Annotated in this window: 17 protein-coding genes and 1 pseudogene; 10 read left to right on the top strand and 8 right to left on the bottom strand. The window is 50.9% G+C overall.

The features are described from left to right. Window positions 1–74: 74 nt before the first annotated feature. Window positions 75–983, bottom strand: a complete 909-nt coding sequence (locus C2M36_RS05835; protein ID WP_234399105.1) for a LysR substrate-binding domain-containing protein — start codon at window positions 981–983, stop codon at window positions 75–77. A gap of 93 nt (window positions 984–1,076) precedes the next feature. Between C2M36_RS05835 and C2M36_RS05830 the strand changes: the two genes are divergently transcribed. Together C2M36_RS05830 and fghA are read left to right on the top strand one after the other, a co-directional pair. Next, entirely contained in the window at window positions 1,077–2,204 is a 1,128-nt protein-coding gene (locus C2M36_RS05830) for an S-(hydroxymethyl)glutathione dehydrogenase/class III alcohol dehydrogenase (RefSeq protein WP_105254254.1), read from the top strand. Between the two features lie 9 nt (window positions 2,205–2,213). Further along, window positions 2,214–3,062, top strand: coding sequence for an S-formylglutathione hydrolase (gene fghA / locus C2M36_RS05825; protein WP_105254122.1), 849 nt, complete (start codon window positions 2,214–2,216; stop codon window positions 3,060–3,062). A gap of 69 nt (window positions 3,063–3,131) precedes the next feature. Here fghA and C2M36_RS05820 read toward each other — a convergent pair whose 3' ends face one another. Further along, entirely contained in the window at window positions 3,132–5,027 is a 1,896-nt protein-coding gene (locus tag C2M36_RS05820; RefSeq protein ID WP_105254121.1) for a beta-ketoacyl synthase, read from the bottom strand. A 120-nt stretch (window positions 5,028–5,147) separates the two neighbouring features. Here C2M36_RS05820 and C2M36_RS05815 point away from each other — a divergent pair. After that, a pseudogene (locus C2M36_RS05815) lies at window positions 5,148–6,145 on the top strand (GlxA family transcriptional regulator). 284 nt (window positions 6,146–6,429) lie between these two features. Here C2M36_RS05815 and msrA read toward each other — a convergent pair. Continuing rightward, window positions 6,430–7,722: a peptide-methionine (S)-S-oxide reductase MsrA gene (msrA, locus tag C2M36_RS05810; protein WP_105254120.1), complete on the bottom strand. Its 1,293-nt coding sequence runs from the start codon at window positions 7,720–7,722 to the stop codon at window positions 6,430–6,432. Window positions 7,723–7,829: 107 nt separating this feature from the next. Here msrA and C2M36_RS05805 point away from each other — a divergent pair, with 107 nt between their 5' ends. The 4 genes from C2M36_RS05805 to C2M36_RS05790 all read left to right on the top strand — a co-directional run bounded on the left by C2M36_RS05805 (window position 7,830) and on the right by C2M36_RS05790 (window position 11,279). Beyond that, window positions 7,830–9,131, top strand: a complete 1,302-nt coding sequence (locus C2M36_RS05805; protein ID WP_105254119.1) for an MFS transporter — start codon at window positions 7,830–7,832, stop codon at window positions 9,129–9,131. 83 nt (window positions 9,132–9,214) lie between these two features. After that, window positions 9,215–9,874 carry a 5-oxoprolinase subunit PxpB gene (gene pxpB / locus C2M36_RS05800; protein ID WP_105254118.1) on the top strand — a complete coding sequence of 220 codons (660 nt, stop codon included), beginning with the start codon at window positions 9,215–9,217 and terminating at the stop codon, window positions 9,872–9,874. Between the two features lie 3 nt (window positions 9,875–9,877). Then, window positions 9,878–10,834, top strand: a complete 957-nt coding sequence (locus tag C2M36_RS05795) for a biotin-dependent carboxyltransferase family protein (RefSeq protein WP_105254117.1) — start codon at window positions 9,878–9,880, stop codon at window positions 10,832–10,834. 232 nt (window positions 10,835–11,066) lie between these two features. Continuing rightward, window positions 11,067–11,279, top strand: a complete 213-nt coding sequence (locus tag C2M36_RS05790) for a DUF2061 domain-containing protein (RefSeq protein WP_105254116.1) — start codon at window positions 11,067–11,069, stop codon at window positions 11,277–11,279. Between the two features lie 38 nt (window positions 11,280–11,317). Here C2M36_RS05790 and C2M36_RS05785 read toward each other — a convergent pair whose 3' ends face one another. From C2M36_RS05785 to C2M36_RS05775, 3 genes are all read right to left on the bottom strand, one after another. Next, window positions 11,318–11,872: an Lcl C-terminal domain-containing protein gene (locus C2M36_RS05785; RefSeq protein ID WP_234399102.1), complete on the bottom strand. Its 555-nt coding sequence runs from the start codon at window positions 11,870–11,872 to the stop codon at window positions 11,318–11,320. Between the two features lie 100 nt (window positions 11,873–11,972). Further along, the gene (locus C2M36_RS05780) at window positions 11,973–12,494 is read right to left on the bottom strand and encodes a GNAT family N-acetyltransferase (RefSeq protein ID WP_105254114.1); all 522 of its coding nucleotides are present in this window, start codon (window positions 12,492–12,494) and stop codon (window positions 11,973–11,975) included. Between the two features lie 139 nt (window positions 12,495–12,633). Continuing rightward, window positions 12,634–13,002, bottom strand: coding sequence for a molecular chaperone DnaJ (locus C2M36_RS05775; RefSeq protein WP_105254113.1), 369 nt, complete (start codon window positions 13,000–13,002; stop codon window positions 12,634–12,636). Window positions 13,003–13,665: 663 nt separating this feature from the next. Here C2M36_RS05775 and asnB point away from each other — a divergent pair. The 3 genes from asnB to C2M36_RS05760 all read left to right on the top strand — a co-directional run bounded on the left by asnB (window position 13,666) and on the right by C2M36_RS05760 (window position 19,490). Beyond that, window positions 13,666–15,351 carry an asparagine synthase B gene (gene asnB / locus C2M36_RS05770; RefSeq protein WP_105254112.1) on the top strand — a complete coding sequence of 562 codons (1,686 nt, stop codon included), beginning with the start codon at window positions 13,666–13,668 and terminating at the stop codon, window positions 15,349–15,351. A 148-nt stretch (window positions 15,352–15,499) separates the two neighbouring features. Next, a complete protein-coding gene (locus C2M36_RS05765) occupies window positions 15,500–17,665 on the top strand; it encodes a S46 family peptidase (protein WP_105254111.1) in 2,166 nt (721 codons plus the stop codon). A gap of 247 nt (window positions 17,666–17,912) precedes the next feature. After that, window positions 17,913–19,490, top strand: coding sequence for a BCCT family transporter (locus tag C2M36_RS05760; protein ID WP_105254110.1), 1,578 nt, complete (start codon window positions 17,913–17,915; stop codon window positions 19,488–19,490). A 66-nt stretch (window positions 19,491–19,556) separates the two neighbouring features. On the opposite strand, the gene C2M36_RS05755 is transcribed toward C2M36_RS05760, so the two are convergent. Then, window positions 19,557–20,258 carry a 3'-5' exonuclease gene (locus C2M36_RS05755; protein ID WP_105254253.1) on the bottom strand — a complete coding sequence of 234 codons (702 nt, stop codon included), beginning with the start codon at window positions 20,256–20,258 and terminating at the stop codon, window positions 19,557–19,559. A 2-nt stretch (window positions 20,259–20,260) separates the two neighbouring features. After that, a complete protein-coding gene (locus tag C2M36_RS05750) occupies window positions 20,261–22,156 on the bottom strand; it encodes a DUF294 nucleotidyltransferase-like domain-containing protein (protein ID WP_105254109.1) in 1,896 nt (631 codons plus the stop codon). Between the last annotated feature and the right edge of the window lie 72 nt (window positions 22,157–22,228).

Below are 22,228 nucleotides of genomic sequence, written 5' to 3'. Positions count from 1 at the left end.
AATAAATCGAAATTGTCACGATGCTAACACAGGGACGCCGCCATGGGTATGCTCAGCGCCTCTGCTAGGCGAATTTATCGCCCCAGCCCCAGGTCATTGCTGGCACCAAGTTTAGCGCTCAGGTGCTCGGCCAGATAATCCATCAACGCCTTAGTGGCATTGGCTTGGTATAAATTTGCCGGAGTAATGGCGGAGATCGGCTCTTTTTGGATAGCAAAGCTATGCAACACTTCCTTAAGCAGACCCTGATGCAATGCCGATTGAACATAGTAATCCGGCAGCTGTACCAACCCCAAGCCACGCATGGCCGCATCGGCTAAGGCCCAGCCACTGTTGCAGCGCAACTTGGTCTTGGCAATTTTTACCTGCCTCAGCCGCGTGCCCTCTTGAAACCGCCAGGTATCGGAATGGCCCAGCAGGCACTGATGATGAGCAAGCTCACTGAGCGCATAGGGCTGGCCATATTCGTTTAAATAGTCAGGCGATGCGCACACCACTACCGCCCTTGAGGCCAGCCGCCTTGCCTTGAGGTTGGAGTCCGCCAACTCACCGATGCGAATGGCCAGGTCTATGTGTTCACCGATCAAATCCATGGTTTGGTTACTCAATACCATGGTCACGCTGACCTTGGGATAGCGAGCCATGTAGTCATGCACCAGAGGCATAATAAATTGCTCACCGAACATCACCGGCGCGGTTATCTTCAATTGGCCGCTGGGTTGGGCCTGTTGCTGTTGCAGTGCCCACTCCCCCTGCTCCAATACGCTTTGCGCTTTTTTGGCATGGTGCAATAACAACTCCCCTTGTTGCGTCAACACCACCTTACGGGTGCTGCGAACAAAGAGTTGGGTGTTGTAATACTCTTCCAAGGCACTGACGGAACGACTGATATGGGCCACCGACGTGCCAATTTGCCGTGCCGCGGCGGTAAAGGATTGGGCTTGCGCCGCAGCGATAAATTCCGGCATACCTTGCCAACGCATTATTACCTCTGTGTAAAAGTATCTTAATTCCAGTTAAAACTTACCATAATGTGTAATAATTTCACCTCATTTCATAAGAAGAGATCCATGGTTATGGCTGAATTTATTAAATCAAAAGCCGCCGTTGCTTGGGGCCCTAAGCAACCACTTAAAATTGAAGAAGTCGATGTGATGATGCCTAAGGCCGGCGAAGTGCTGGTGAAAATCCATGCCACCGGTGTGTGTCATACCGATGCCTTTACCCTTTCAGGTGAAGACCCTGAAGGCATTTTCCCGGCCATTTTAGGCCACGAAGGCGGCGGTGTGGTAGAAGCCGTGGGCGAAGGCGTAACCAGCGTGGCCGTTGGCGACCATGTTATTCCTCTTTACACCCCGGAATGCGGTGAATGTAAATTCTGTACCTCGGGTAAAACCAACCTGTGCCAAAAAATTCGCGAAACCCAGGGCAAGGGCCTGATGCCAGACGGCACCACGCGTTTTTATAAAGACGGTGAGCCTATTTATCACTACATGGGCTGCTCAACCTTCTCCGAGTACACTGTGTTACCGGAAATTTCACTTGCCAAGGTCAATAAGGATGCACCTTTGGAAGAGGTATGTCTGCTTGGATGTGGCGTCACTACCGGCATGGGTGCGGTGCTTAATACCGCCAAGGTACAACCCGGTGACAGCGTCGCCATTTTTGGTCTGGGCGGCATTGGTCTGTCGGCCATTATCGGCGCTAAAATGGCCGGCGCAGGTCGTATTATCGGTATCGATATTAATGAAAGTAAGTTTGAGCTGGCGAAAAAACTCGGCGCCACCGACCTTATTAACTCCAACGATTATGATAAGCCAATTCAGGAAGTGATCGTTGAGATGACCGACGGCGGTGTGGACTATTCGTTCGAGTGTATCGGTAATGTCAATGTCATGCGCAGCGCTCTGGAATGTTGCCACAAGGGCTGGGGTGAGTCGGTGATCATAGGTGTTGCCGGTGCCGGTCAGGAAATCTCAACCCGTCCATTCCAATTGGTTACCGGCCGTGTATGGCGTGGTACTGCCTTTGGTGGCGTAAAAGGCCGCTCCGAGCTGCCAGAAATCGTTGAGCGTTATCTTAATAATGAGTTCGCACTGAATGACTTTATCACTCATACCATGGCGCTTGAGGACATCAACGAAGCGTTTGAGTTGATGCACGCAGGTAAAAGTATTCGCAGCGTCATCCATTACGATAAGTAAGGGGGCAACATGAGCCTAGAGTTACTTGCCAACAACAAGGTCCACGGTGGCTGGCATAAACGCTACAGCCATAAATCGTCGGTCAATAACTGCACCATGACCTTTGCCATTTTTCTTCCGCCCGGCGTGGATGAAACAACCAAGGCACCTGTGCTGTACTGGCTGTCAGGATTAACCTGTACCGATGAAAACTTTATGCAAAAAGCAGCGGCGTTTAAAACCGCCGCCGAGCTCGGCATAATTCTTGTGGCACCGGACACCAGCCCGCGAGGCGAGGATGTGGCCGATGATCCCGAGGGCAGTTACGACTTCGGTTTAGGCGCCGGCTTCTACGTCAATGCCACTGAGGAGCCCTATAAGCAGCACTACCAAATGTATGACTATGTTTGCTCTGAGCTGCCTGCTTTAATCGACGAGCACTTCCCCAGTAATGGCAAAAAGGCCATCAGCGGCCATTCCATGGGTGGCCATGGGGCCCTGGTACTGGGTTTACGTAACCTCGGCGAATACCGCAGTGTTAGTGCCTTTGCTCCCATTACCAACCCGCTAAATTGCCCCTGGGGTGATAAGGCCTTCAATGGTTATCTTGGTAAAGACAGGGAGAGTTGGAAAGCCTATGACAGCTGTGAGCTGCTGCGTCATACCCCGGTTGATAGCTGCCCGCCGCTGTTGGTCAGCCAAGGCATGAATGACACCTTTTTGGAAAGCCAGTTACGCCCGGAGCGTTTGGTCGCAGCGGCCGAGCAAGCCGGTGTCTCACTTTGCCTTGAGCAACACCCGGGTTACGATCACAGTTACTTCTTTATCAGTAGCTTTATCGACCAGCATCTGCGTTTTCACGCCAAATACCTAGGCTAACGAAAGCGCATTTGCAGAGTATAAAAAAGCCCCGAACATTCGGGGCTTTTTTATTTTTTCATAACCGGTTTATTTGGTCATGTCACTGTACGGATTGGCAATATCCAGACGTACCGGCTTATCAAAACCCGGGATCTGCATTTGCTCGGTGTCGAAGCTGATGGCGTTTTCGTCAATAAGACCCTCACCAAAACGATAAATCAGTGAAAACTCGCCGCGCTGCGCCTGTTCAAAATAGGCTTGCTGCTGTACAGCCGTCTCTTTATAAGCCACTTCGCGAGCGGCAATGGCCGCATCGCCATGGCGGGCAGCCAACATGCGTTTCGTCACACTTGGGCTGAGCACAGGCGCGGTGGCATTGTTACCGCCAAAGCCTTTAGAGTTTATAAAGGCCACGTCCTGCGGTGCACACTGATAGTGCTCCAGGCTGATATTAAGGCGCTCGCTAAATACATCGTCTGCCACCTTATCTATGGTGGTTACGCCCGGCATGATGTTGTCGCTAAACACACCCAGGGCAAAAGCTAGCTGATCGCCACTGGCCGGCGCTATGGTGTGGCCAACAAAGGCTTTTGGCGCCACAACCGGCCAATCGTTTATGCCATAGGCAGTGGCGATACGGTCGTAAATCGCCGACTCGGTCACACGGTTTTGCGGTGTGCTTGAGCCATGGGCAAGGATAAAGCTGCGCTCGCTGATGGCTTCATCGCCAACAATGGCCTGAGCAAGGGCTACCGCTTTGGCCATGGTGATATAGTTACCCGGACCCGGTGCGGTAATAGACTTCTTAAAGCCATCGGCATTTACAAACACATCCGGCACACTGCCAAGAATGTCTGCGCCCAGTTCCAATGCCAGGGCATCATCCATTAGGATGGTAACCTGAGCACCCTCACCTATGGTGAAACCACAGTTCTCGCCAAATGGACGCGAGGTACGACGGTAATCCACCTGGTCGCTGCCATCGAGCTTTTTCAGGTTTTCGTCATTGGCCAAGGCGCCCATATTGCCGAAACCTTCGATGATTTCCGGCTCGATGGCACATTCGCTTGAAGCCACGATAGCAACACGAGTACGACCAGCCTTGATGTCGTGCACGGCGGCACGCAAGTTATACAAGAAGGTGGCACAGGCACCCGAGGTGGTAAAGGTAGTACCCACGTTACCGGTCACATAGGCATTAATAAAGTCGGTGGACATGGTATTAAGGCCCAGTGCCAGTTGCTTAGTGCTCACACGGTCGCCCTGTAGACGCGCCTTAAACAGACCACCCAGACCTTCGCTGTTCACCTGACCAGCCACAGACGCACTGTAGGTACCGATTTGATCCGGCTCCACCGAGTTCATCACCTTTTGCCAATCCAAACCGCTGGCATGAATGGCATCGCTGGCGGCGAAGATGGTGGCTTGCAGGCCACGTGGCTGGTAACGGCTGTTATACATTAGCGATGGTTCAAAACCGGTAGGCAATTGACCCGCCGCTTTAATGGGGTTGTCACGGTAGCTGTCGTGCTTAATTTCAAAGTCACCACAAATCGTCACTTCAACCTGGCCTTTTTCCAGCTCGGTCACTTGCCAATTGCTTGGCAGCGGCTCAGGTAGCTGGCGTTTACGGGTAGTAAAACTAATTGGTGCGCTGGCCTGGGCAACCAATTTTTGATGTGAATGAGTGGCATCGACATCGAAGAAACGCTCTTCAATACGACGAATCAGGGTACCGGCCAGGATCTGCTCGCCCAGTTGGGCCTCAACATTATCGGCGCTGATAGCAATGCCATCCTTGCTCAGCAATTGTCCCTGCTCGTCACTTACCAGATTCATTAAACTGGCCAGGCCTAGTAGGGTTTCTTGACGCTGCGCTAATGGTAAAGCGTCGAGCACCACGCGGCGAAAACCCTGGTTAAATGAAGTGCGCCCGGCGGCATTAATACCACCCATGGCAACAATTACAGGTAATGCACTCATAACAACTCATTCTTTTACTTTGGAAATTGTCCCTAGTGTAAGTGGAACAACGCAGTCAATATGTGCTTTAATGGCCATACATTTATCAAATGCGGCCAATTTTAAATGGTCGGATCTTTTATGAAGCCTTTTAACGTCTTAATTGCCCTGTATCCACAGATGCTGGCCACCAGCCTGACCCTGCCTTTTGAGATGCTCCACGCCGGCTACGCCTTTGCGCGGCGGCACAATAAAGAAGCGCCAAAACTCTGTCTGCAGTTGATGGCACAAACCACTGAGCCGGTTCTCGCCCACAGTGGCCTGCCCTTCATCGCCAACGTGGGTTTGGATGCATTAGATAAATGTGACTTACTTATTTTACCCAGCCTGTGGCGCAACCCGCGCCCGGTATTAAGAAAACAAGAGCATATGATACAGGCACTGGCCAAGCTCGACCCCAAGCGCTGCGCCATGATAGGCGTGGGCACCGGCAACTGCTTTCTCGCCGAGGCCAAGTTGCTCGACGGCCACCCGGCCACCACCCATTGGCATTATGCCGATCAGTTTAAACGGGATTACCCCAAGGTTGAGCTAAAGCCCGAGTACTTTATTCCCAGGCCGAAGGGCTCTACTGTGTTGCGAGCCTTAATGCCCTAGCCGATGTCATTGTACATATCCTTGAAAACCTGTATGGCCGTGAATGTGCCCTGCATGTGCAGCGCAACTTTTCCCATGAGGTGCGTAAACCCTATGAACAACAACGTTATCTGGAGGGCATGAATGAGCGCCATCCCGATGAGCTTATCGCGCAAGTCCAATTTTGGCTGAAGAATAACCTCAGTGCCGAGCTCAGCATCGCTGAAATAGCCAGTCAATTTGCCATTTCTCAGCGCACCCTCACCCGGCGCTTTAAGCAGGCCACCGGCCTAAGCCCCAATCAATATTGGCGCAAGCTTAAGGTACAGGCTGGGCAAGAGTTGCTTGCCAATTCCAACCTCAGCATTAACGACATCGCCCTAGAGTTGGGCTTTAACCATCAGGCGCTGCTCAATAAGCTCTTTGCCCAGGAATTAGGGCAAAGCCCAAGTGAGTACCGCACCCTGGTACGGAAAAAGCTCTTTAGCAGTGACAGTGATTAGGGTCTGTTGACCTTTGTTGTTTGTTTCTGCAGCAGTTTGTAGTGACTTTATACAAGGCGGCACATGTGTGGTGTAGTTATTCTACATAAACATGTAACAACACAGTAAAAATGCACTACAAACGCTGCCCTACGGGTTCATCTAAACGCATCCTGCTCTGTGTTACTCGCTATGAACATAGAATGACTATGCACCATAACGAGCGTCGTGATCAGAATGCGTTTAGATTGAACATAAAGTAAACCGCAAAGATAAACAGACCCTGGCCCAAGCATTATTACGCTCTATTGCGCTTCGGTACGGGCAAGATATTGGGCCCGCGGTACAAACTCGAGCACGGTGGCATTAATGCAATAGCGCGGTTTGCCCCCTGGCCCTTCATTGGCAAAGACATGGCCGAGGTGAATACCCGAGGATTTAGAACGAATTTCCACGCGGCGCATGCCGAAACTGTTGTCTTGATGCCGGGTGACCTGCCCGGCAACGGGTTTAGTAAAAGACAACCAGCCGGTGCCGGAATTAAAGCGGTCTTTGGTATCAAAGAGGGGCGCCCCTGAAAGCTTGTCTATAAACACACCGTCCGGCGTGTTTTTAAATATTTCATACTCTTTGCAGAAGCGATTATCCGTGCCCTTGTTAAAGGCGACCCGATAGGCCTCGGTGTTTCCTAGTTTGAATGCGCCCAGTGCCTTGTAAAACAGACCTGGTTCCATATAGCCTTGATAGCCCGCCACCTCCTTGCCGTTTTCTATAAATAGTATGGTCGGCGTCGCAAAGGTGGGCGTGGTCACCGTCAGGCCATCAAGCTGAGACGCATAGCGCATATGTACCTTGATCGAGCCTTGATAGTCATTCAGTACATCCGCCTTAAATTTTTCACAGTAGGGGCAATAGGCACGGGCATCAAGCATGACAATATGCTTACCCTTTAACAGCGGCGTATTATCGACCCGAGCTTCTTCTTGTTTTGTAAAGCGAACCCCGGTGGAGTGATCCGGGCAATAGCCATTTGGGTTCTTTTGCAAATAATCTTGGTGGTATTGTTCGGCGGGATAAAACCTATCCAATGGCTTTATAACCGTGACTATCTTGCCATAACCTGCCTCTGTCAGTAATTGTTGATACTGATTTTTTATTGTATCGGCAATGCTCTGCTGCTCTTCATTGTAGGTCAAAATGGTAGAGCGATACTGGGTGCCCTTATCATTGCCCTGGCGGTTTACCTGTGTGGGATCGTGTTGTTCAAAGTAGTACTGCAATATTTGCTCTAAGCCAACGACATTGGCATTAAAAGTCACGCGCACCACTTCTGCATAGTTGTTTTCATCATAACGGCGTTTTCTCGCAATAATGTTTTTATAAGTGGGTTTAAAGCCGCGTCCATCGGCATAGCCGGACACGGCGTTGAGTACCCCAGGCATGGCTTCAAAGCGTTTTTCCACTCCCCAAAAGCACCCTGCCCCCAAGACAATTTGCGTGGTCGCATCGGTCATATTTCCCTTGTCGGCACCGAGCACGCTGCTCGCGCCGAGCCCAAGCAGCAATGAAATTATGCATAAAAACAACTTGTTAAACATTCTAACCTCTCTAAACTAAACTATGACAGCGCACCTACATAGCCGCATAAAAATCGGCCTTACTATTTAGATGACCGTATAAACATGCAATTTATTCATTTGAGGTTATGAAAACTAAAATCAGCAAAGAACAACTCTTCACGCGTTTAGCCAACACCGAAGATGCACGAGCCTGTAAAGGGATTGATGACGCCGCCTGCAAGGTGGTCTCGGGTAACTATGTCACCTTATTACTCTCGCAGGTACTGAGTCAGTTTGCCGACGCCCTGCTCAACCCTAAGGTGACCCTGCCTTGGCTATTGCACGCCCTCAATGTGCCCAGTGCCTTTATTGCCTGGCTGGTGCCGATTCGGGAGTCGGGCTCCTTGTTACCCCAACTCGCCATTGCCGACTATGTCCGCAGTCTGCCCATTCGCAAATGGGTGTGGGTTTTCGGCGCCATGGTGCAAGCCCTAAGTATTTTTGCCATGGTAATAGTGGGCCTCACCCTGGATAGCAACCTGGCCGGGTTTGCCATTATTGCCTTGCTCGTTATTTTTTCGCTGGCGCGCGGGTTTAATTCGGTCGCGGCAAAAGACGTGCTGGGTAAAACCATTCCCAAAAAGCAAAGAGGCGGAGTCTCTGGCTATGCGGCCAGCGCTGCGGGATTTGCGACCATCACCTTTGGTCTTGGGCTTTGGTACTTCCAACGCCACGGCGATAAAGCCTCGGTATTAATTGCCCTCGGGGCCGGCGCCCTGATGTGGGTTTTAGCCGCACTGGTTTATGCAAAAATCGACGAATACCCAGGTGCAACCGAAGGCGGTAAAAATGGCCTGCTTCACGCGCTAGGTAAGTTACGCCTGCTTATCGACGATAAACCCTTTGCTCATTTTGTACTGACTCGGGCGTTACTGCTTTGCTCGGCACTGAGTGCACCTTTTTATATCGTCCTAGCCTCAGAGCAAGGGTTTAACTTCTCCCTGCTCGCCGTGTTTTTGGCTTTATCCGGCTTTGCATCCTTGATATCCGGCCCTTTTTGGGGCCACTTAAGCGACCGCTCTTCAAAGCAGGTACTGGTTTTTGCATCCATACTGGTGAGCGTTAATGGTCTCTTGGTGTATTTGGTTGCCACCAATTTACCCTCGTTATTAACAAGTACCTTCTTCTTACCCGGCATGTACCTAATATTGACCATTGCTCACCAGGGTGTGCGTTTGGGCAGAAAAACCTACTTGGTCGATATGGCCGACGGCAACAAACGCACCGACTATGTTGCGGTGAGCAATACGGTGATCGGGGTGTGCTTGCTGGCCTTGGGTAGCCTCGGCTTTTTGGGTAACTGGTTAAACAATGCCGAACTCATTTTGATATATAGCCTCATGGGGATCGCAGGTGCGTTGAGCGCAATTTTGTTGCCTCGACAGTGATTATCTTGCAACCTGCTAATTATTAAACCATAACTGACGCTTGCCAAGGTTTAAGGTAAGCCGTGTGAAGGACCTAAACTACCATGTCATCAAAGCTGCCACCGCCACAATACTATCGCCTCGACGACACTTGCTTGGTCATTGATTGTCAACACATACATCAGTTAGATCATAAACAAAAGCAGCGGCTTATTAATTATGTGGCCATGCAATACCATGCTCGCTATGAGGTCGTAGATGCGGTGAGTGCCGATGAAAGTCTCACCTTGTACTGCGAACTTGGTACCGACTTAAGCACCTTAGAGCGCCAGTGTACAGTTCTGTGGTCAGGGTTTGACGATGGCCATTTGGTGTCTCGCCATCACCTTATTCCGGTGCGCTATGGTGCAGAACAGGGCATTGATTTAGCGCGTGTTGCCGAGCAATGTAATTTAACCGAGCGACAGGTCATCGACGCTCATTGCGCGAGTAATTACGACGTCGACTTTCTCGGCTTTCAGCCCGGCTTTGCCTATATCAGTGGCTTGGACTCGCGCCTGCATCTGCCGCGTCTGGCCACGCCGCGCACCCTGGTTCCCAAAGGCAGCGTTGCCATTGCCGGTGATAAAACCGCCATTTACCCAGCCAACTCCCCGGGCGGCTGGCATATTATCGGCCACACCGAGGTGACCCTGTTTGACCCACTCAATCAGCCACCGGCATTATTCGCCCCGGGCGACACTCTCAGCTTTGCGGAGGCCTAAAGCATGTTGACTGTAATTAAGCCCGGTCCTCAGTTAACCATTCAGGATCTTGGCCGCTTTGGCCAAAGACACCTGGGTGTCTCCCAATGCGGTGCGCTCGATAGCGATGCCCTTCGGGTTGCCAATTTACTGGTGGGCAATGATGAACAAACCGCCGCCTTGGAAATCACCCTGGGTATGGCCAAGCTCCGCTTTGAGCGCCCAGCCTGTTTTGCCCTCAGCGGCGCCGATATGAGCGCCAATTTAGATGGAAGGCGCATAGAAACCGGCTGGTGTTACCAGGCCAAAGCGGGACAAACCCTGACCTTTGCCTCCTCGTCCCTTAACCTGCGTTGTTATATGGCCGTCAGCGGTGGTTTTGCCTTAGAGCCGGTATTGGGCAGTCGCAGCACGGATTGCATGGCCGGGTTTGGCGGCCTTGATGGAGAAGCCCTGCAAGAGGGGCAACAACTTGCCTTCGCCACCAGCGACTTTAGGTGGCTTAATTGGGGGGCCAAGTTACCCAGGCGCCAGGGCCCAATCCATTATATTGCCGAGCCTCGGGGGTTTGGCCTATCAACGCACTTGAAACTGGCGTTTAGCGAGACAAGTTGGCAGGTATCGGCGCAAAGCAACCGCATGGGGTTGCGCCTGCAGGCAGAGCCAAACAGCACCGACCTTGACGACCCCCTTAGTCATGGGCTTAGCATCAAAAGCACCGCGGTGGCGCCGGGCAGTATACAACTGCCACCAAGTGGCGAGCCCATCGTCCTGTTAAATGACTGCCAAACGACCGGCGGTTATCCGCTGCTGGGTCAGGTGATCGCCGCGGACTTGCCGCGCTTAGGGCAGTTGAGGGGCGGCCACTGCGTCTCCTTTATGGCTGTGACCCTGGCTCAGGCGAGACAATTAAACCAACGACATCAAAGCGAGCTCAATCGCCTGCGTCTGGCCATGCGCTATCGCCGCGAGCATAAATAACAGGTTCAAATCTGATGTTAGAGTCGGCTTTTCGCACCCAAACATTGATAGCCGACTCCAGCTAGAAACCAGTTTCACTGGGGCCTCTCACCCCTGACCAAAATGCCTGGCAAACGGGCCTGACCTGAATGTTCTGTTTTTCTGATTAATTTAATCAAATAAAATTATTTTATCTATGACTTGTTATGACAAATAATGTTTGGACTGGAACTGGAGATTTGGAACATTAATCATGAAAAAGACAGCCACCTTTGCAACCATGCACTTCGCCATTGCCTTTGGCGTTACCTACCTATTAACCGGTAGCCTGGTGCTCGGCGGCCTGGTCGCCATTGTTGAGCCCGCGGTGAATACCGTGGCATTTTACTTCCATGAAAAGGCCTGGGGGGTGGTTGAGCGTAAGAACGCGATTAATGCAGAAAACACGAGTGTGCTGCTTGCTTAAAGCGGCGTCTCTATGGCTAGTGAATTTAAATAAAACACTCAATCCTCAGGATTTGAAACGCAGGAAGCGTAGGTAGTAAAGCTCGGGAATAAGTGGGCATTGTCGCTCGTGCTGTTCGGTTCACTGGTGCTCACATAGCCATAACCGAGATCCACGTCGTAATAGTAAGCATCATCAGCTGTCACCGACCAGTAAGTGCCATCGGTTGGCCAACCGCGTGCACTAAACATATTACCGTAACTGTCGTATAAACCCATTAACTCTTCTCGCGTTGGTAAGCGCCAGTTGGTTCGCCCTCCGAGACTTTGGGAATTATAGGTATTACACAGTGCCTTCGCATTGCTCCAGTTGAATAGGTAGAAAGTGCCGGATGGTCCCCGCGTGCCATCCGCAGTCCAAGTTGGGTGTGTTGGATGTGTTGGACTTCCTCCAATACCGTCTAGGTAAGCCACTGATGGTGAGCTAGTAAACAATTTTCCACTGCCCGTATCGAAGACATCAAGACACCTATTTGCGAGAGAAGCGCACTTGCTGGAGCCACTGGCTGTAGTACTCAATGCAAGTGCTATTACTGCGATTAATTTGAATTTCATGTGTCTTTGCATTTAGTTAGTCCAGCACAAGGCTCTTTATTCTCTATCTAATTAAACATTACCGCAGCCAATTCAGGCTTAACGCCGTGGTAAGCAGCGTCTATACGTGCAGCGAATAGATGCCGATTGCTTGTTCTTTATTTGGGATGTCCAATGTATTTGGCACTTTCCTTAAAAGCCTTGCCCCGGCACGTTTAACTATTTTAATGCTGGCAGAATTGTTTTGTAAGCACTGGAATTCAATGGTTCGTACACCCAGCTCAGTCGCTAAGTAGGGGATCATCACCGCTAAGATTTGCCCAACCACCCTATTGCCTCGGGCGTTGTCGGCAAGCCAGTAACCGAGTTCACATACTCCCTTATCAGGGTCAATATATTTAACACCAAAGACACCACTGAATTGGTTGTTAAACTGAATTGAGAACCACTGCGCTCCATCTAGGCCACTCGTTAAACGGCTTTGAATGTAAGCTCGAGCACCGGAAACATCTACAACACTTTTTTCCCACGCCATATATTGCGATAGGTTTGCTCTACTTAACTCAACCGCCTCATAAAGTCGTGGCGCATCTGCAATATGTAAATGATCAAGGTGTATGTTATTCGATATCTTAAGGAACATAGGGCCTCTTTTTAAGAATATTACGCCCGCCTATGGATCAAATTGAGTGGGCTAAACTTGAGCGAAGCGAGGAGCCCGCGAAAATTTGTCCCAGCGAGTTTACGAGCAACAAAAGGCGCTTGTTATGAAACACATTGATCTAGTTTTTCATTATATTTTTGTTTAGTTGCTCAAATTCTTGCATTAATTTGTCGCAAGCAGCTTTTTTGGCCTGACATAGCGCCGACATTTGAATATAAACTTTTCCATCTCGCTCTAAAACTTTACGTTTAACTGCTGCTGGATATGCCGGGTGTGCACTTGGAGTAAACGACCATAAAACCATATTCGACTCTTCTTTATCTTCTACGATAGTCCAGCCGCCTTGAACGCTTAATTCTGTGCCTTGCTTATTTTTTAATGCTTCGAGTGCCAACTCAACGGTTTTATAGCCTATCGAACTCTGTTCATTGGCATAAGCATAAAAGCCAAATAGAGAAAATATTAATAAGAGGGTTCCGATTTTCATTTAACTCTCCATGTTTCATAACATGTTTATAGAGAGCAAATTGCGCGTTTTTCTACCACAGCTTTGCTCGTTGTTATCCTTTCTCTATTGATAACAAATTCTTATAGCCCTTACTAGTGTGGAACTCAAAGCTGGTAGCTTAAAATAGCAGTCCGACAAAAAGAAGCGATTGGGTCGTTTTCTTGACTGTACACGCAAGCCAATAATAACTGTATTTATATACAGTACACAATTACTCAAGATGAAAACACCTTCTCCCTACTTAAATAACATCTCAGATTATCTGCTGACTCGCAGTATTTATTGACAACAATTACGACAGAGCAATAAATTCCCAAGCGGTGAAATGCGCCTACTTATCCCGCCAATAACCAGTTAAATAAAACCAAATACCCCCATCTATAGCCTGCACTTATTTGGTGCAAGCAAACCTCCACCAGCCTCATGGGCACAAAGAGCACAGCCCGTAATAAGACCGCTTTTCCCATAAAATTGCGATCGCAGGTCGGAGATTGACCGCCCAAAACCCACCTTAGTGCATAAGGGTGAAATCGTGCACTGAATTGGCGCATAAAAAATCCTCGCACCTCCATATATCTCGTGTGACTTGGAATATTTTTTCTGCTACAACAAAAGCTCGAGATAGGAATGAGGAAAACAAATATGTGTTCAATTTTTGCGGTGCTCGATATCAAGTCCAGTATTGCGCAACTGCGCGAGCAAGCCATCGACATGTCGAAACTGTTGCGCCACCGCGGCCCGGACTGGTCCGGCGTTTATACCGGCGATAAGGCCATTTTAGTGCATGAGCGTCTGGCCATCGTCGGCGTACAAAGCGGTGCACAGCCGCTGTTTAATAAAGCCGGCAACCATGTGTTGGCGGTCAATGGTGAAATCTATAACCATCAGCAACTCGCCGATGACCTGACCATAGACTACGAATTTCAAACCCAGAGCGATTGTGAGGTGATCCTCGCCCTGTATGAAGAAAGAGGCAGTGCCTTTCTCGATGAGCTCAACGGTATTTTTGCTTTTTGCCTGTACGACGAAGAAAAGGATAAATACCTGATTGGCCGCGACCATATCGGCATTATCCCCCTTTATACCGGCCGCGATGAATACGGCAATTTCTATGTGGCCAGTGAGCTCAAGGCGCTCACACCGATTTGTAACCACATTGAGGAGTTCCCTCCCGGTCATTTCCTCGATAGCGAGGTGGGCGAATACCAGCGCTATTATCACCGCGACTGGCAGGAATTTACGGCGGTTAAAGACAATGAGGCCGAGCCGGAAACCCTTAAACATGCCCTGGAGGCCGCGGTAAAACGCCAGCTGATGTGCGATGTGCCCTACGGTGTTTTATTGTCAGGGGGGCTGGACTCTTCGCTTATCTCCGCCATTACTCAAAAATTTGCCGCCAAACGCATCGAGGATAACGATGCCAGCGATGCCTGGTGGCCAAAGTTGCACTCCTTTTCTATTGGCCTTGAAGGCTCGCCGGACTTGGCCGCCGCCGCCAAGGTCGCCGAGCATATAGGTACCATTCACCACCCTATTCACTTTACCGTGCAGCAAGGAATAGACGCCATTAAAGAGGTCATTTACCATCTGGAGACCTATGATGTCACCACGGTGCGCGCCTCCACCCCCATGTATCTGATGGCTCGCCATATTAAGGCCATGGGCATTAAAATGGTGCTCTCCGGCGAAGGCGCCGATGAACTCTTTGGCGGCTATCTGTATTTCCATAAGGCGCCCAATGCCGAGGAATTCCATGACGAGTTAAACCGCAAGGTGGACAAGCTGCATATGTTTGATTGCCTGCGCGCCAATAAATCCATGGCCGCCTGGGGCGTCGAGGCGCGGGTGCCGTTTTTGGACAAGGAGTTTATCGATATCGCCATGCGCATTAATCCAGATGCGAAAATGTGCAAGGACGGACGCATCGAAAAACACATTATACGTGAAGCCTTCGACGGCTATCTGCCGGATGAGGTCTTGTGGCGACAAAAAGAGCAGTTCTCCGATGGCGTTGGCTATAACTGGATAGACTCCCTTAAAGTCTATGTGGAAGAGCAGGTATCGGACCGGGATATGCAAAACGCCCACTTTAAGTTCCCACTTAACACCCCAGACAGCAAAGAGGCATATTTTTATCGCAATATCTTCGAGCAGCACTTCCCCGGCGGCGTGGCGACCTTATGTGTGCCCCACGGCAAGTCTGTGGCCTGCTCAACGCCTCAAGCGCTGGCCTGGGATGCGTCATTTCAAGCCAATGCCGACCCTTCCGGGCGCGCCGCCAATACGCACCAGGCCGCCTACACAGCCGAGGCTGCACTCAAGGAATAACACCTACCTAGCGCAGCCTCGGCTGCGCCACCTTCTTGTTGCCCGGACCGCTCTGATGGTTGGAAACATTTTGTAAACGTAAAAAGTTGCACCCGTCCCTTTGCTGCGCGACACTGCGTCGCGAAAATATAACAACTAGGATGGAACTATGCGTTTATCTCTAATTGGCGCCGCCCTATTGGCGACGGCCATCAACCCTGCGCTTGCCGACGAAGGCATGTGGCAACCGCATCAATTACCGCAACTGGAGTCGGTATTAAAGGCGAAAGGCCTGGAAATTGACCCCAAAAGCATTTCAAAACTTACCGAATTCCCCATGAATGCGGTGATCAGCCTTGGCGGCTGCACCGCCTCTTTCGTCTCTCCGAAAGGTTTGGTGGTAACCAACCACCACTGTGCCTACGGCTCGATTCAATATAATTCGACGCCTGAAAACAATATCCTGCAAAACGGCTTCCTGGCCAAGACCTATGGTGAAGAGCTGCCCGCCTCACCGGGCTCGCGTGTCTATGTGACCGAAGAAGTGACCAATGTCACCGCCAAGGTCAACGCCCAGTTAAATGAGTCAATGGATGGCAACGAGCGCTACAAGGCCATTGAGCAGGCACAAAAGGCATTGGTTGCCGAGTGTGAGCAAGGCGGTGGCTACCGCTGTAATGTCTATAGCTTCCACGGCGGCTTAGAGTATTACCTGATCAAGTCCCTAGAAATTCAAGACGTACGCCTGGTTTACAACCCGGCGCAGGGCATAGGTAAATACGGCGGTGATATTGATAACTGGATGTGGCCACGTCATACCGGTGACTACTCTTTCTACCGCGCCTACGTGGGTAAAGACGGTAAACCGGCCCCATTCAGTGAAGACAATGTGCCTTTTAGTTCGGATTCCTTCCTCAAGGTCAGCGCCAAGGGCGTTAAAGAAGGTGATTTTGTGATGGTTACCGGCTACCCGGGTCGTACCAACCGCTATCGCACCAATGCCGAAGTGGAGCATCAATTTACCGAGGTCTACCCTAAAGCCAAGGCCTATCGCGAGCATTCCATGGACATCATTAAGGCCACCGCCGCAGAAGGCTCTAAGGCACGGATCGCCTATGAGAGCACACTGGCGGGTTTAGCTAACTACGCGAAAAACTATGGCGGCATGGTTAACTCGTATCAAAAGACAGATATGCAAGAGCGCAAAGACAAGTTGGCGACCAATCTCAGCGCCTGGATCAAGGCCGATAAGGCACGTAAAAAGCAATACGCCCACGTGCTTAAAGAACTCGATAGCTTGATTGCCAAATCACAAGCCACCAGCGAACTAGACCTTATCTTGGGTTACATGGGTCGCAGCGCCATGATGTCTACCGCTACTCGCTTATATCGCCTGGCGAATGAGCAGCAGTTGCCGGATGCTCAGCGTGAGCCTGGCTATCAAGAACGTGATATGACCCGTTTCAAAGCCGGTATGACCAGCTTGTCTCGCCGTTATGACGATGCTGTCGATAAGGCCTTGTTCGCCCACTTTGTGGATCTCTATGCCCAACTTGAACCCAAAGCACGTATCAGCTCGCTTGATAAGGCACTTGGCCTGGATAAAGGATACGACCAGGATGCCATGCTGACACGCCTGGCTAAGATGTACGAGAAAACTGCGCTCAATGAAGAGCAAGTACGCCTGGAGTGGATGGATAAGTCGGTAGCCGATTTCAAACAAAGCGACGACCCCTTCATCGCCTTGGCCGTTGCAACATACGACGATTTCCAAGCCCGTGAACAAGAAAAGAAAATGCTCAGTGGTGAGTTAAACCGTGTTCGTCCTCAGTACATGGCCGCCATCATTGCCTACAACCAGGAGCAAGGTCTGCCGGTATACGCCGATGCCAATAGCACCTTACGTGTAACCTATGGCACGGTTAAAGGCTATAGCCCGCGCGATGCCTTGACCTATACGCCGTTTACCCGCCTGGAAGGGATCACCGAGAAATACACGGGTATAGCGCCTTTCGATGCACCACAAGCGCAAATGCAGCAAATTGCCGCGAAAAACTACGGCGAATACGAAATGGCCAGTCTGGGCTCGGTGCCGGTTAACTTCTTAAGTACCGTGGATACTACGGGCGGTAACTCGGGCTCACCCACACTTAATGGCAATGCCGAGCTGGTGGGTTTGTTGTTCGACGGTGTAAGCGAAAGCATCATCGGTGACTGGGACTATGATGCCAACTTAAACCGTTCTATTCATGTCGATAGCCGTTATATGTTATGGGTCATGCGCCACGTCGATAAGGCCGATAACCTGCTTGAAGAAATGGTGATAGTGAAATAAAACTAATTCCACCGCGAATTATTCCATATAAATCAAAGCGCCGCTCGGCGCTTTTTTTTTATGCATTAAAAACATAAAAAGCCCTAATTTATGGCATTTATCGCGCTGACAATTTACATTTATATTTTAACCCCTAAACTATTGTACATATGAAGGGGTCTAATTTAGTTAGTCTACAAATCATTGATTTACGTGGACTCACTCAACTAGGCCTTAGCTCTAATGGTTTTAACAACTAGAGGTAGGCATGAGTGAATATCATGACAAATACAGTATAGAGAATACCGATTACACCGTCGGCCAGGATAATGTACAAAAGTGGGGGTTTGATGTTCATAATCCCGTCTTTGGCATTAGCGCAGGCCTTATCATCATCTTTTTGGTAGCTATTCTGGTTACCGATCCTGCCACCGCTAAAAAGGCCCTGGATGGCATAAAATGGGACATCATAGGTAATTTCGATGTGTTATTTATGTGGGCAGCCAACCTCTTTGTGCTCTTTTGTCTGGCCTTAATCGTCTCCCCCTACGGTAAAATCAAACTCGGCGGCGACTCGGCAACCCCCTCCCACTCACGTATTTCCTGGCTGGCAATGCTGTTTGCAGCGGGCATGGGCATAGGCTTAATGTTCTGGGGCGTGGCTGAGCCGGTGGCCTATTTCACCGGTTGGTATGAAACGCCACTGGGGGTTGAAGCCAAGACCGCAGAGGCGGCTAAAACCGCCATGGGCGCCACCATGTTCCACTGGGGCCTGCACCCTTGGGCCATCTATGCGGTGGTGGCTCTGTCACTGGCCTTTTTCTCCTATAACAAAGGCTTGCCGCTGTCGATCCGCTCTATTTTCTACCCTATCCTGGGCGATCGCGCCTGGGGCTGGCCGGGCCATGTCATTGACATACTTGCCGTGCTGGCAACGCTGTTTGGTTTAGCAACGTCTTTGGGCTTAGGTGCGCAGCAAGCCTCGGCGGGCTTTAATCATGTCTTTGGTACCGACGGCGGCGTCGGTCTGCAAATAGGTGTGATTATTGGTGTGACCCTGTTGGCCATTATCTCTGTCGTGCGCGGCATCGAAGGCGGGGTGAAGGTGTTAAGTAACATCAATATGATACTCGCCTTTGCGCTGCTGTTGTTCGTTGCTCTTGTGGGCTTTGCCGCCGCCATGGGCAATTTACCCAACACCTTGCTTGGCTATATCGAAAATATTATCCCGCTGAGTAACCCTCATGGCCGTGAAGACGAAACCTGGATGCACGGCTGGACCGTATTCTATTGGGCTTGGTGGATTTCTTGGTCGCCTTTTGTGGGCATGTTTATCGCCCGCGTTTCTAGAGGCCGCACCATTCGCGAGTTCCTCATTGCCGTACTGCTTATTCCAACCCTGGTGACCGCGCTTTGGATGTCAATCTACGGTGGTATCGCCATAGAGCAAGTGGCCTCGGGTGTGGGCTCGTTAGGCGAAAAAGGCCTCACCGAAGTACCGCTGGCCATGTTCCAAATGTTTGAGCAGTTGCCTATGACCAAGGTACTGTCCTTTATCGCCATTGTGCTGGTACTGGTGTTCTTTATCACCTCGTCGGACTCCGGCTCCCTGGTTATCGACTCGATCACCGCCGGCGGTAAGGTTGATGCGCCGGTACCACAACGCGTATTTTGGGCCTCCATCGAAGGCGCGATTGCCGCGGCCCTGCTGTGGATTGGCGGTAAGGAAGCCATGGAAGCGCTGCAAGCGGGCGCCGTCTCCACCGGTCTGCCCTTCACCATAGTGCTGTTGCTAATGTGTGTGAGCCTGATTTTAGGCCTGCGCACCGAGCCCAGGAGCTCATAGCCCTGGCACCACACAAACAAAACGCCGCATCTGCGGCGTTTTTTATTGCGTAAGATAGTGTGCGTATCACATCCACAACTGGTTGAGGGGCGTATCGGTACGATAGTGGTAACGCAGCTGTGCCTGCAGCAACTCGGCGGTGGCTAGGGCATCGGTCATGGCGTTATGAACGCCATAAGGCGGCAGATTATAGCGGGTACGGCAGTCTGCTAAGCGCAAAGAGCCGATTTTCTCACCCAGTAAACGACCGATAAAACCACGACGCGCCAACAGCGCTTGGCGCTCAACGGCCATGGTATCAATGAGCGCAAACTCAATGCCCTCGTTAATGCGCCGAAACAGGCTATTGGCTAAGAATGGCCGCTCTATGGCGTGGTAATGCACCACTACCACCCGCTTTTCGAGTGCTTCTAACAAGGGCGCCAATACCGACATCAAATCCGGCGCGTCTTCGACTTCAGAGTGGGTAATGCCATGAATAACAATGGATTGCTCGGCCAAATTACGCTTGGGTTGCACCAACCAATGACGCGCCTGGCGACAATATATGCGTTGCCAGGTAAAGGGCACCAGGCCAATGCTGACAATTTCATCACCCGCACTATCGAGCCCGGTGGTTTCGAAGTCCATGGCAACAAACTCGGTTTCGCCCAGGGTTTGCTCACCACTCGCTATGCCGGCCTGATAAAAACGTTGCAACTCGGGATAGCGCGCCTCAAGCGCCAATTGCCGGTAACGTGCCGGCCAGTCGATGAGCACATTAGATATCACTAGTTCAGCCCATTGCCGCTTTGGTAACGGAATTTAAGAAAGCTCTGTGCCTTTTCTAATATGGCAAAGGCTTCTTTCAAATTGCGTTGCTCGAACGGTGATAACAGATTCGGATCCAGGTTGTTATCCGGGTTTTCACCCTGCTCTATTTGCCAGGCCTGATGGCGAATGCGCATCATGGCAATGTACTCCAGGGCATCGCGAAGGTCCTGGGCCTTCCCCGGTGGCAATAACTTGGCGTCAATAATGTCTTCCAGACGCTCAAATGAATTTTGCTTACGTGAGCCTACCGCCAGCGCGTGCACACGAATAACATCGGACAAGGGTGCCGTGCCGCGGCGTTTGAGGTTCATGGAATGCTTGTGTTCACCGTCGTGTTCCAACACAAAGCCCTTAAAAAAGCCCAGCGGCGGCGTACGGTTGCGGGCATTGGCCGCCAGGTTTGCCAGGAAGCGACGGTTCGCCCTGCCTTCTTTGGCGATATAGGACTTAAGTTCATCCGCCCACTTGGTTTTACCCCACACGCCGTCCAAATCGAAAAAGATAGAACTGTGCAGTAGCGCCTGTGGTTTGGGCTCGGCTATCCAGGAAGCGAATTGCTCTCGCCATTGGCTGCGGGTGAGGCGCCACTTTTTAAAAGACGCCATGATCTCGCCATCGCAATAGGTATAACCACAAGCCGCCAGGCCGTCGCAAACAAAATCCGATAAGGCCTGGAAATAAGCATCATGTTTTTGCTCATCAAACGCATCGTCGAGAATGATGGCATTATCCTGATCGGTAACAATTAGCTGCTCATCCCGCGCCATGGAGCCCAGGGCTATAAAACAATATGGCACAGGGGGGGCGCCAAATTTTTCTTCGGCCAGGGCCAGCAGGCGCTGTTTAAAGGTACGCCCTATCACCGCCATGGCGGTGCCTATCATATGGGAATTAGCATCCTCGTTGACCATGCGCACAAAGACATTGGGCAATTGCTGGGCAAAATGAGTGAGGTCTTCCACCGTTTGTTGGGCGAGAATGCCACGCACCAACAGCAAGCTGCTTTGTGATTCGTAACGAAGGATATCGGATAAGGAGATCACGCCGATGGGCTTGCGCTTTTGCAAAATAGGCAAGTGATGAACATTGTCCCTGAGCATCGCCAGTACCGCTTCAAACACATAGGCGTTGGCATCGAGTAAGGTTAGATTACTGGACATCACTTCATGGGCCGGGGTATCCAAACTTTTGCCCAGGGCCACCACCTGAGAGCGAATATCCCGGTCGGTAATGATCCCCACCACCTGGCCATCGTCTTCTTCCGGGTCGTCGCTGATGGGCTTATTGGGGTCGGTTACCAGCACACTGGAGATATGCTCGCCGCTCATCAGCAAGGCCACTTCCTGAATGCTACTGTCCACCGCCACGGTCACCACATCACGATGCAGCAGCGCCTTTACCTTAGCCGTGGTTAAATCATTGCTGTCGGCCTGCTCAACGATGGCCTGGTGCAAACGTACATTGCCATCGGCCTCAAAATAATCGGCAAACACCTCAAATTTATCGCAATACTCGGTAAAGAGATCGACATCGATGCAATACACCAGGGTGTCTTCCATGGCGGTCACCGGAAAGCGTACCTTACGATTCATCAGCAGACCCATTTGCCCGAAAATACCGCCACTGTCCATGCGGTTGTAGAGCTCGCCGCTGCGGCGATAAGACTCCACCGCACCGGAGCGGATCACATAAAGGTCGGCAATGTCGTCGCCATAATGGAGAATATCCGTACCGGCACGAAAGTAAGCAACTTCCACTTCCTGGGCAAGGTGGGCTAAGGCGTCTTCGGGGAGCTCGTCAAAGGGCGAGTGACTACTGAGAAACTGGGCTATTTCTAGCTGTTCAGCTTGCATGGTGCGACCTCAAAACTGGTGCTAATAGGCTGAAGCTTAATATAAATGGCCATAAAAAAAAATGTCCGCGGG

This window comes from Pseudoalteromonas sp. T1lg75 (assembly GCF_002964705.1).
Classification (GTDB): domain Bacteria; phylum Pseudomonadota; class Gammaproteobacteria; order Enterobacterales; family Alteromonadaceae; genus Pseudoalteromonas.
Note: the sequence above shows the minus strand (reverse complement) of the source record. Positions and strands in the feature narration are given on the sequence as shown.

What these genes read in the sequence shown, in the direction of transcription:
- C2M36_RS05835 (WP_234399105.1), bottom strand. Translation starts at nt 983, where the DNA reads ATGCGTTGGCAAGGTATGCCGGAATTTATCGCTGCGGCGCAAGCCCAA.
- C2M36_RS05830 (WP_105254254.1), top strand. Translation starts at nt 1,077, where the DNA reads ATGGCTGAATTTATTAAATCAAAAGCCGCCGTTGCTTGGGGCCCTAAG.
- fghA (WP_105254122.1), top strand. Translation starts at nt 2,214, where the DNA reads ATGAGCCTAGAGTTACTTGCCAACAACAAGGTCCACGGTGGCTGGCAT.
- C2M36_RS05820 (WP_105254121.1), bottom strand. Translation starts at nt 5,027, where the DNA reads ATGAGTGCATTACCTGTAATTGTTGCCATGGGTGGTATTAATGCCGCC.
- msrA (WP_105254120.1), bottom strand. Translation starts at nt 7,722, where the DNA reads ATGTTTAACAAGTTGTTTTTATGCATAATTTCATTGCTGCTTGGGCTC.
- C2M36_RS05805 (WP_105254119.1), top strand. Translation starts at nt 7,830, where the DNA reads ATGAAAACTAAAATCAGCAAAGAACAACTCTTCACGCGTTTAGCCAAC.
- pxpB (WP_105254118.1), top strand. Translation starts at nt 9,215, where the DNA reads ATGTCATCAAAGCTGCCACCGCCACAATACTATCGCCTCGACGACACT.
- C2M36_RS05795 (WP_105254117.1), top strand. Translation starts at nt 9,878, where the DNA reads ATGTTGACTGTAATTAAGCCCGGTCCTCAGTTAACCATTCAGGATCTT.
- C2M36_RS05790 (WP_105254116.1), top strand. Translation starts at nt 11,067, where the DNA reads ATGAAAAAGACAGCCACCTTTGCAACCATGCACTTCGCCATTGCCTTT.
- C2M36_RS05785 (WP_234399102.1), bottom strand. Translation starts at nt 11,872, where the DNA reads ATGAAATTCAAATTAATCGCAGTAATAGCACTTGCATTGAGTACTACA.
- C2M36_RS05780 (WP_105254114.1), bottom strand. Translation starts at nt 12,494, where the DNA reads ATGTTCCTTAAGATATCGAATAACATACACCTTGATCATTTACATATT.
- C2M36_RS05775 (WP_105254113.1), bottom strand. Translation starts at nt 13,002, where the DNA reads ATGAAAATCGGAACCCTCTTATTAATATTTTCTCTATTTGGCTTTTAT.
- asnB (WP_105254112.1), top strand. Translation starts at nt 13,666, where the DNA reads ATGTGTTCAATTTTTGCGGTGCTCGATATCAAGTCCAGTATTGCGCAA.
- C2M36_RS05765 (WP_105254111.1), top strand. Translation starts at nt 15,500, where the DNA reads ATGCGTTTATCTCTAATTGGCGCCGCCCTATTGGCGACGGCCATCAAC.
- C2M36_RS05760 (WP_105254110.1), top strand. Translation starts at nt 17,913, where the DNA reads ATGAGTGAATATCATGACAAATACAGTATAGAGAATACCGATTACACC.
- C2M36_RS05750 (WP_105254109.1), bottom strand. Translation starts at nt 22,156, where the DNA reads ATGCAAGCTGAACAGCTAGAAATAGCCCAGTTTCTCAGTAGTCACTCG.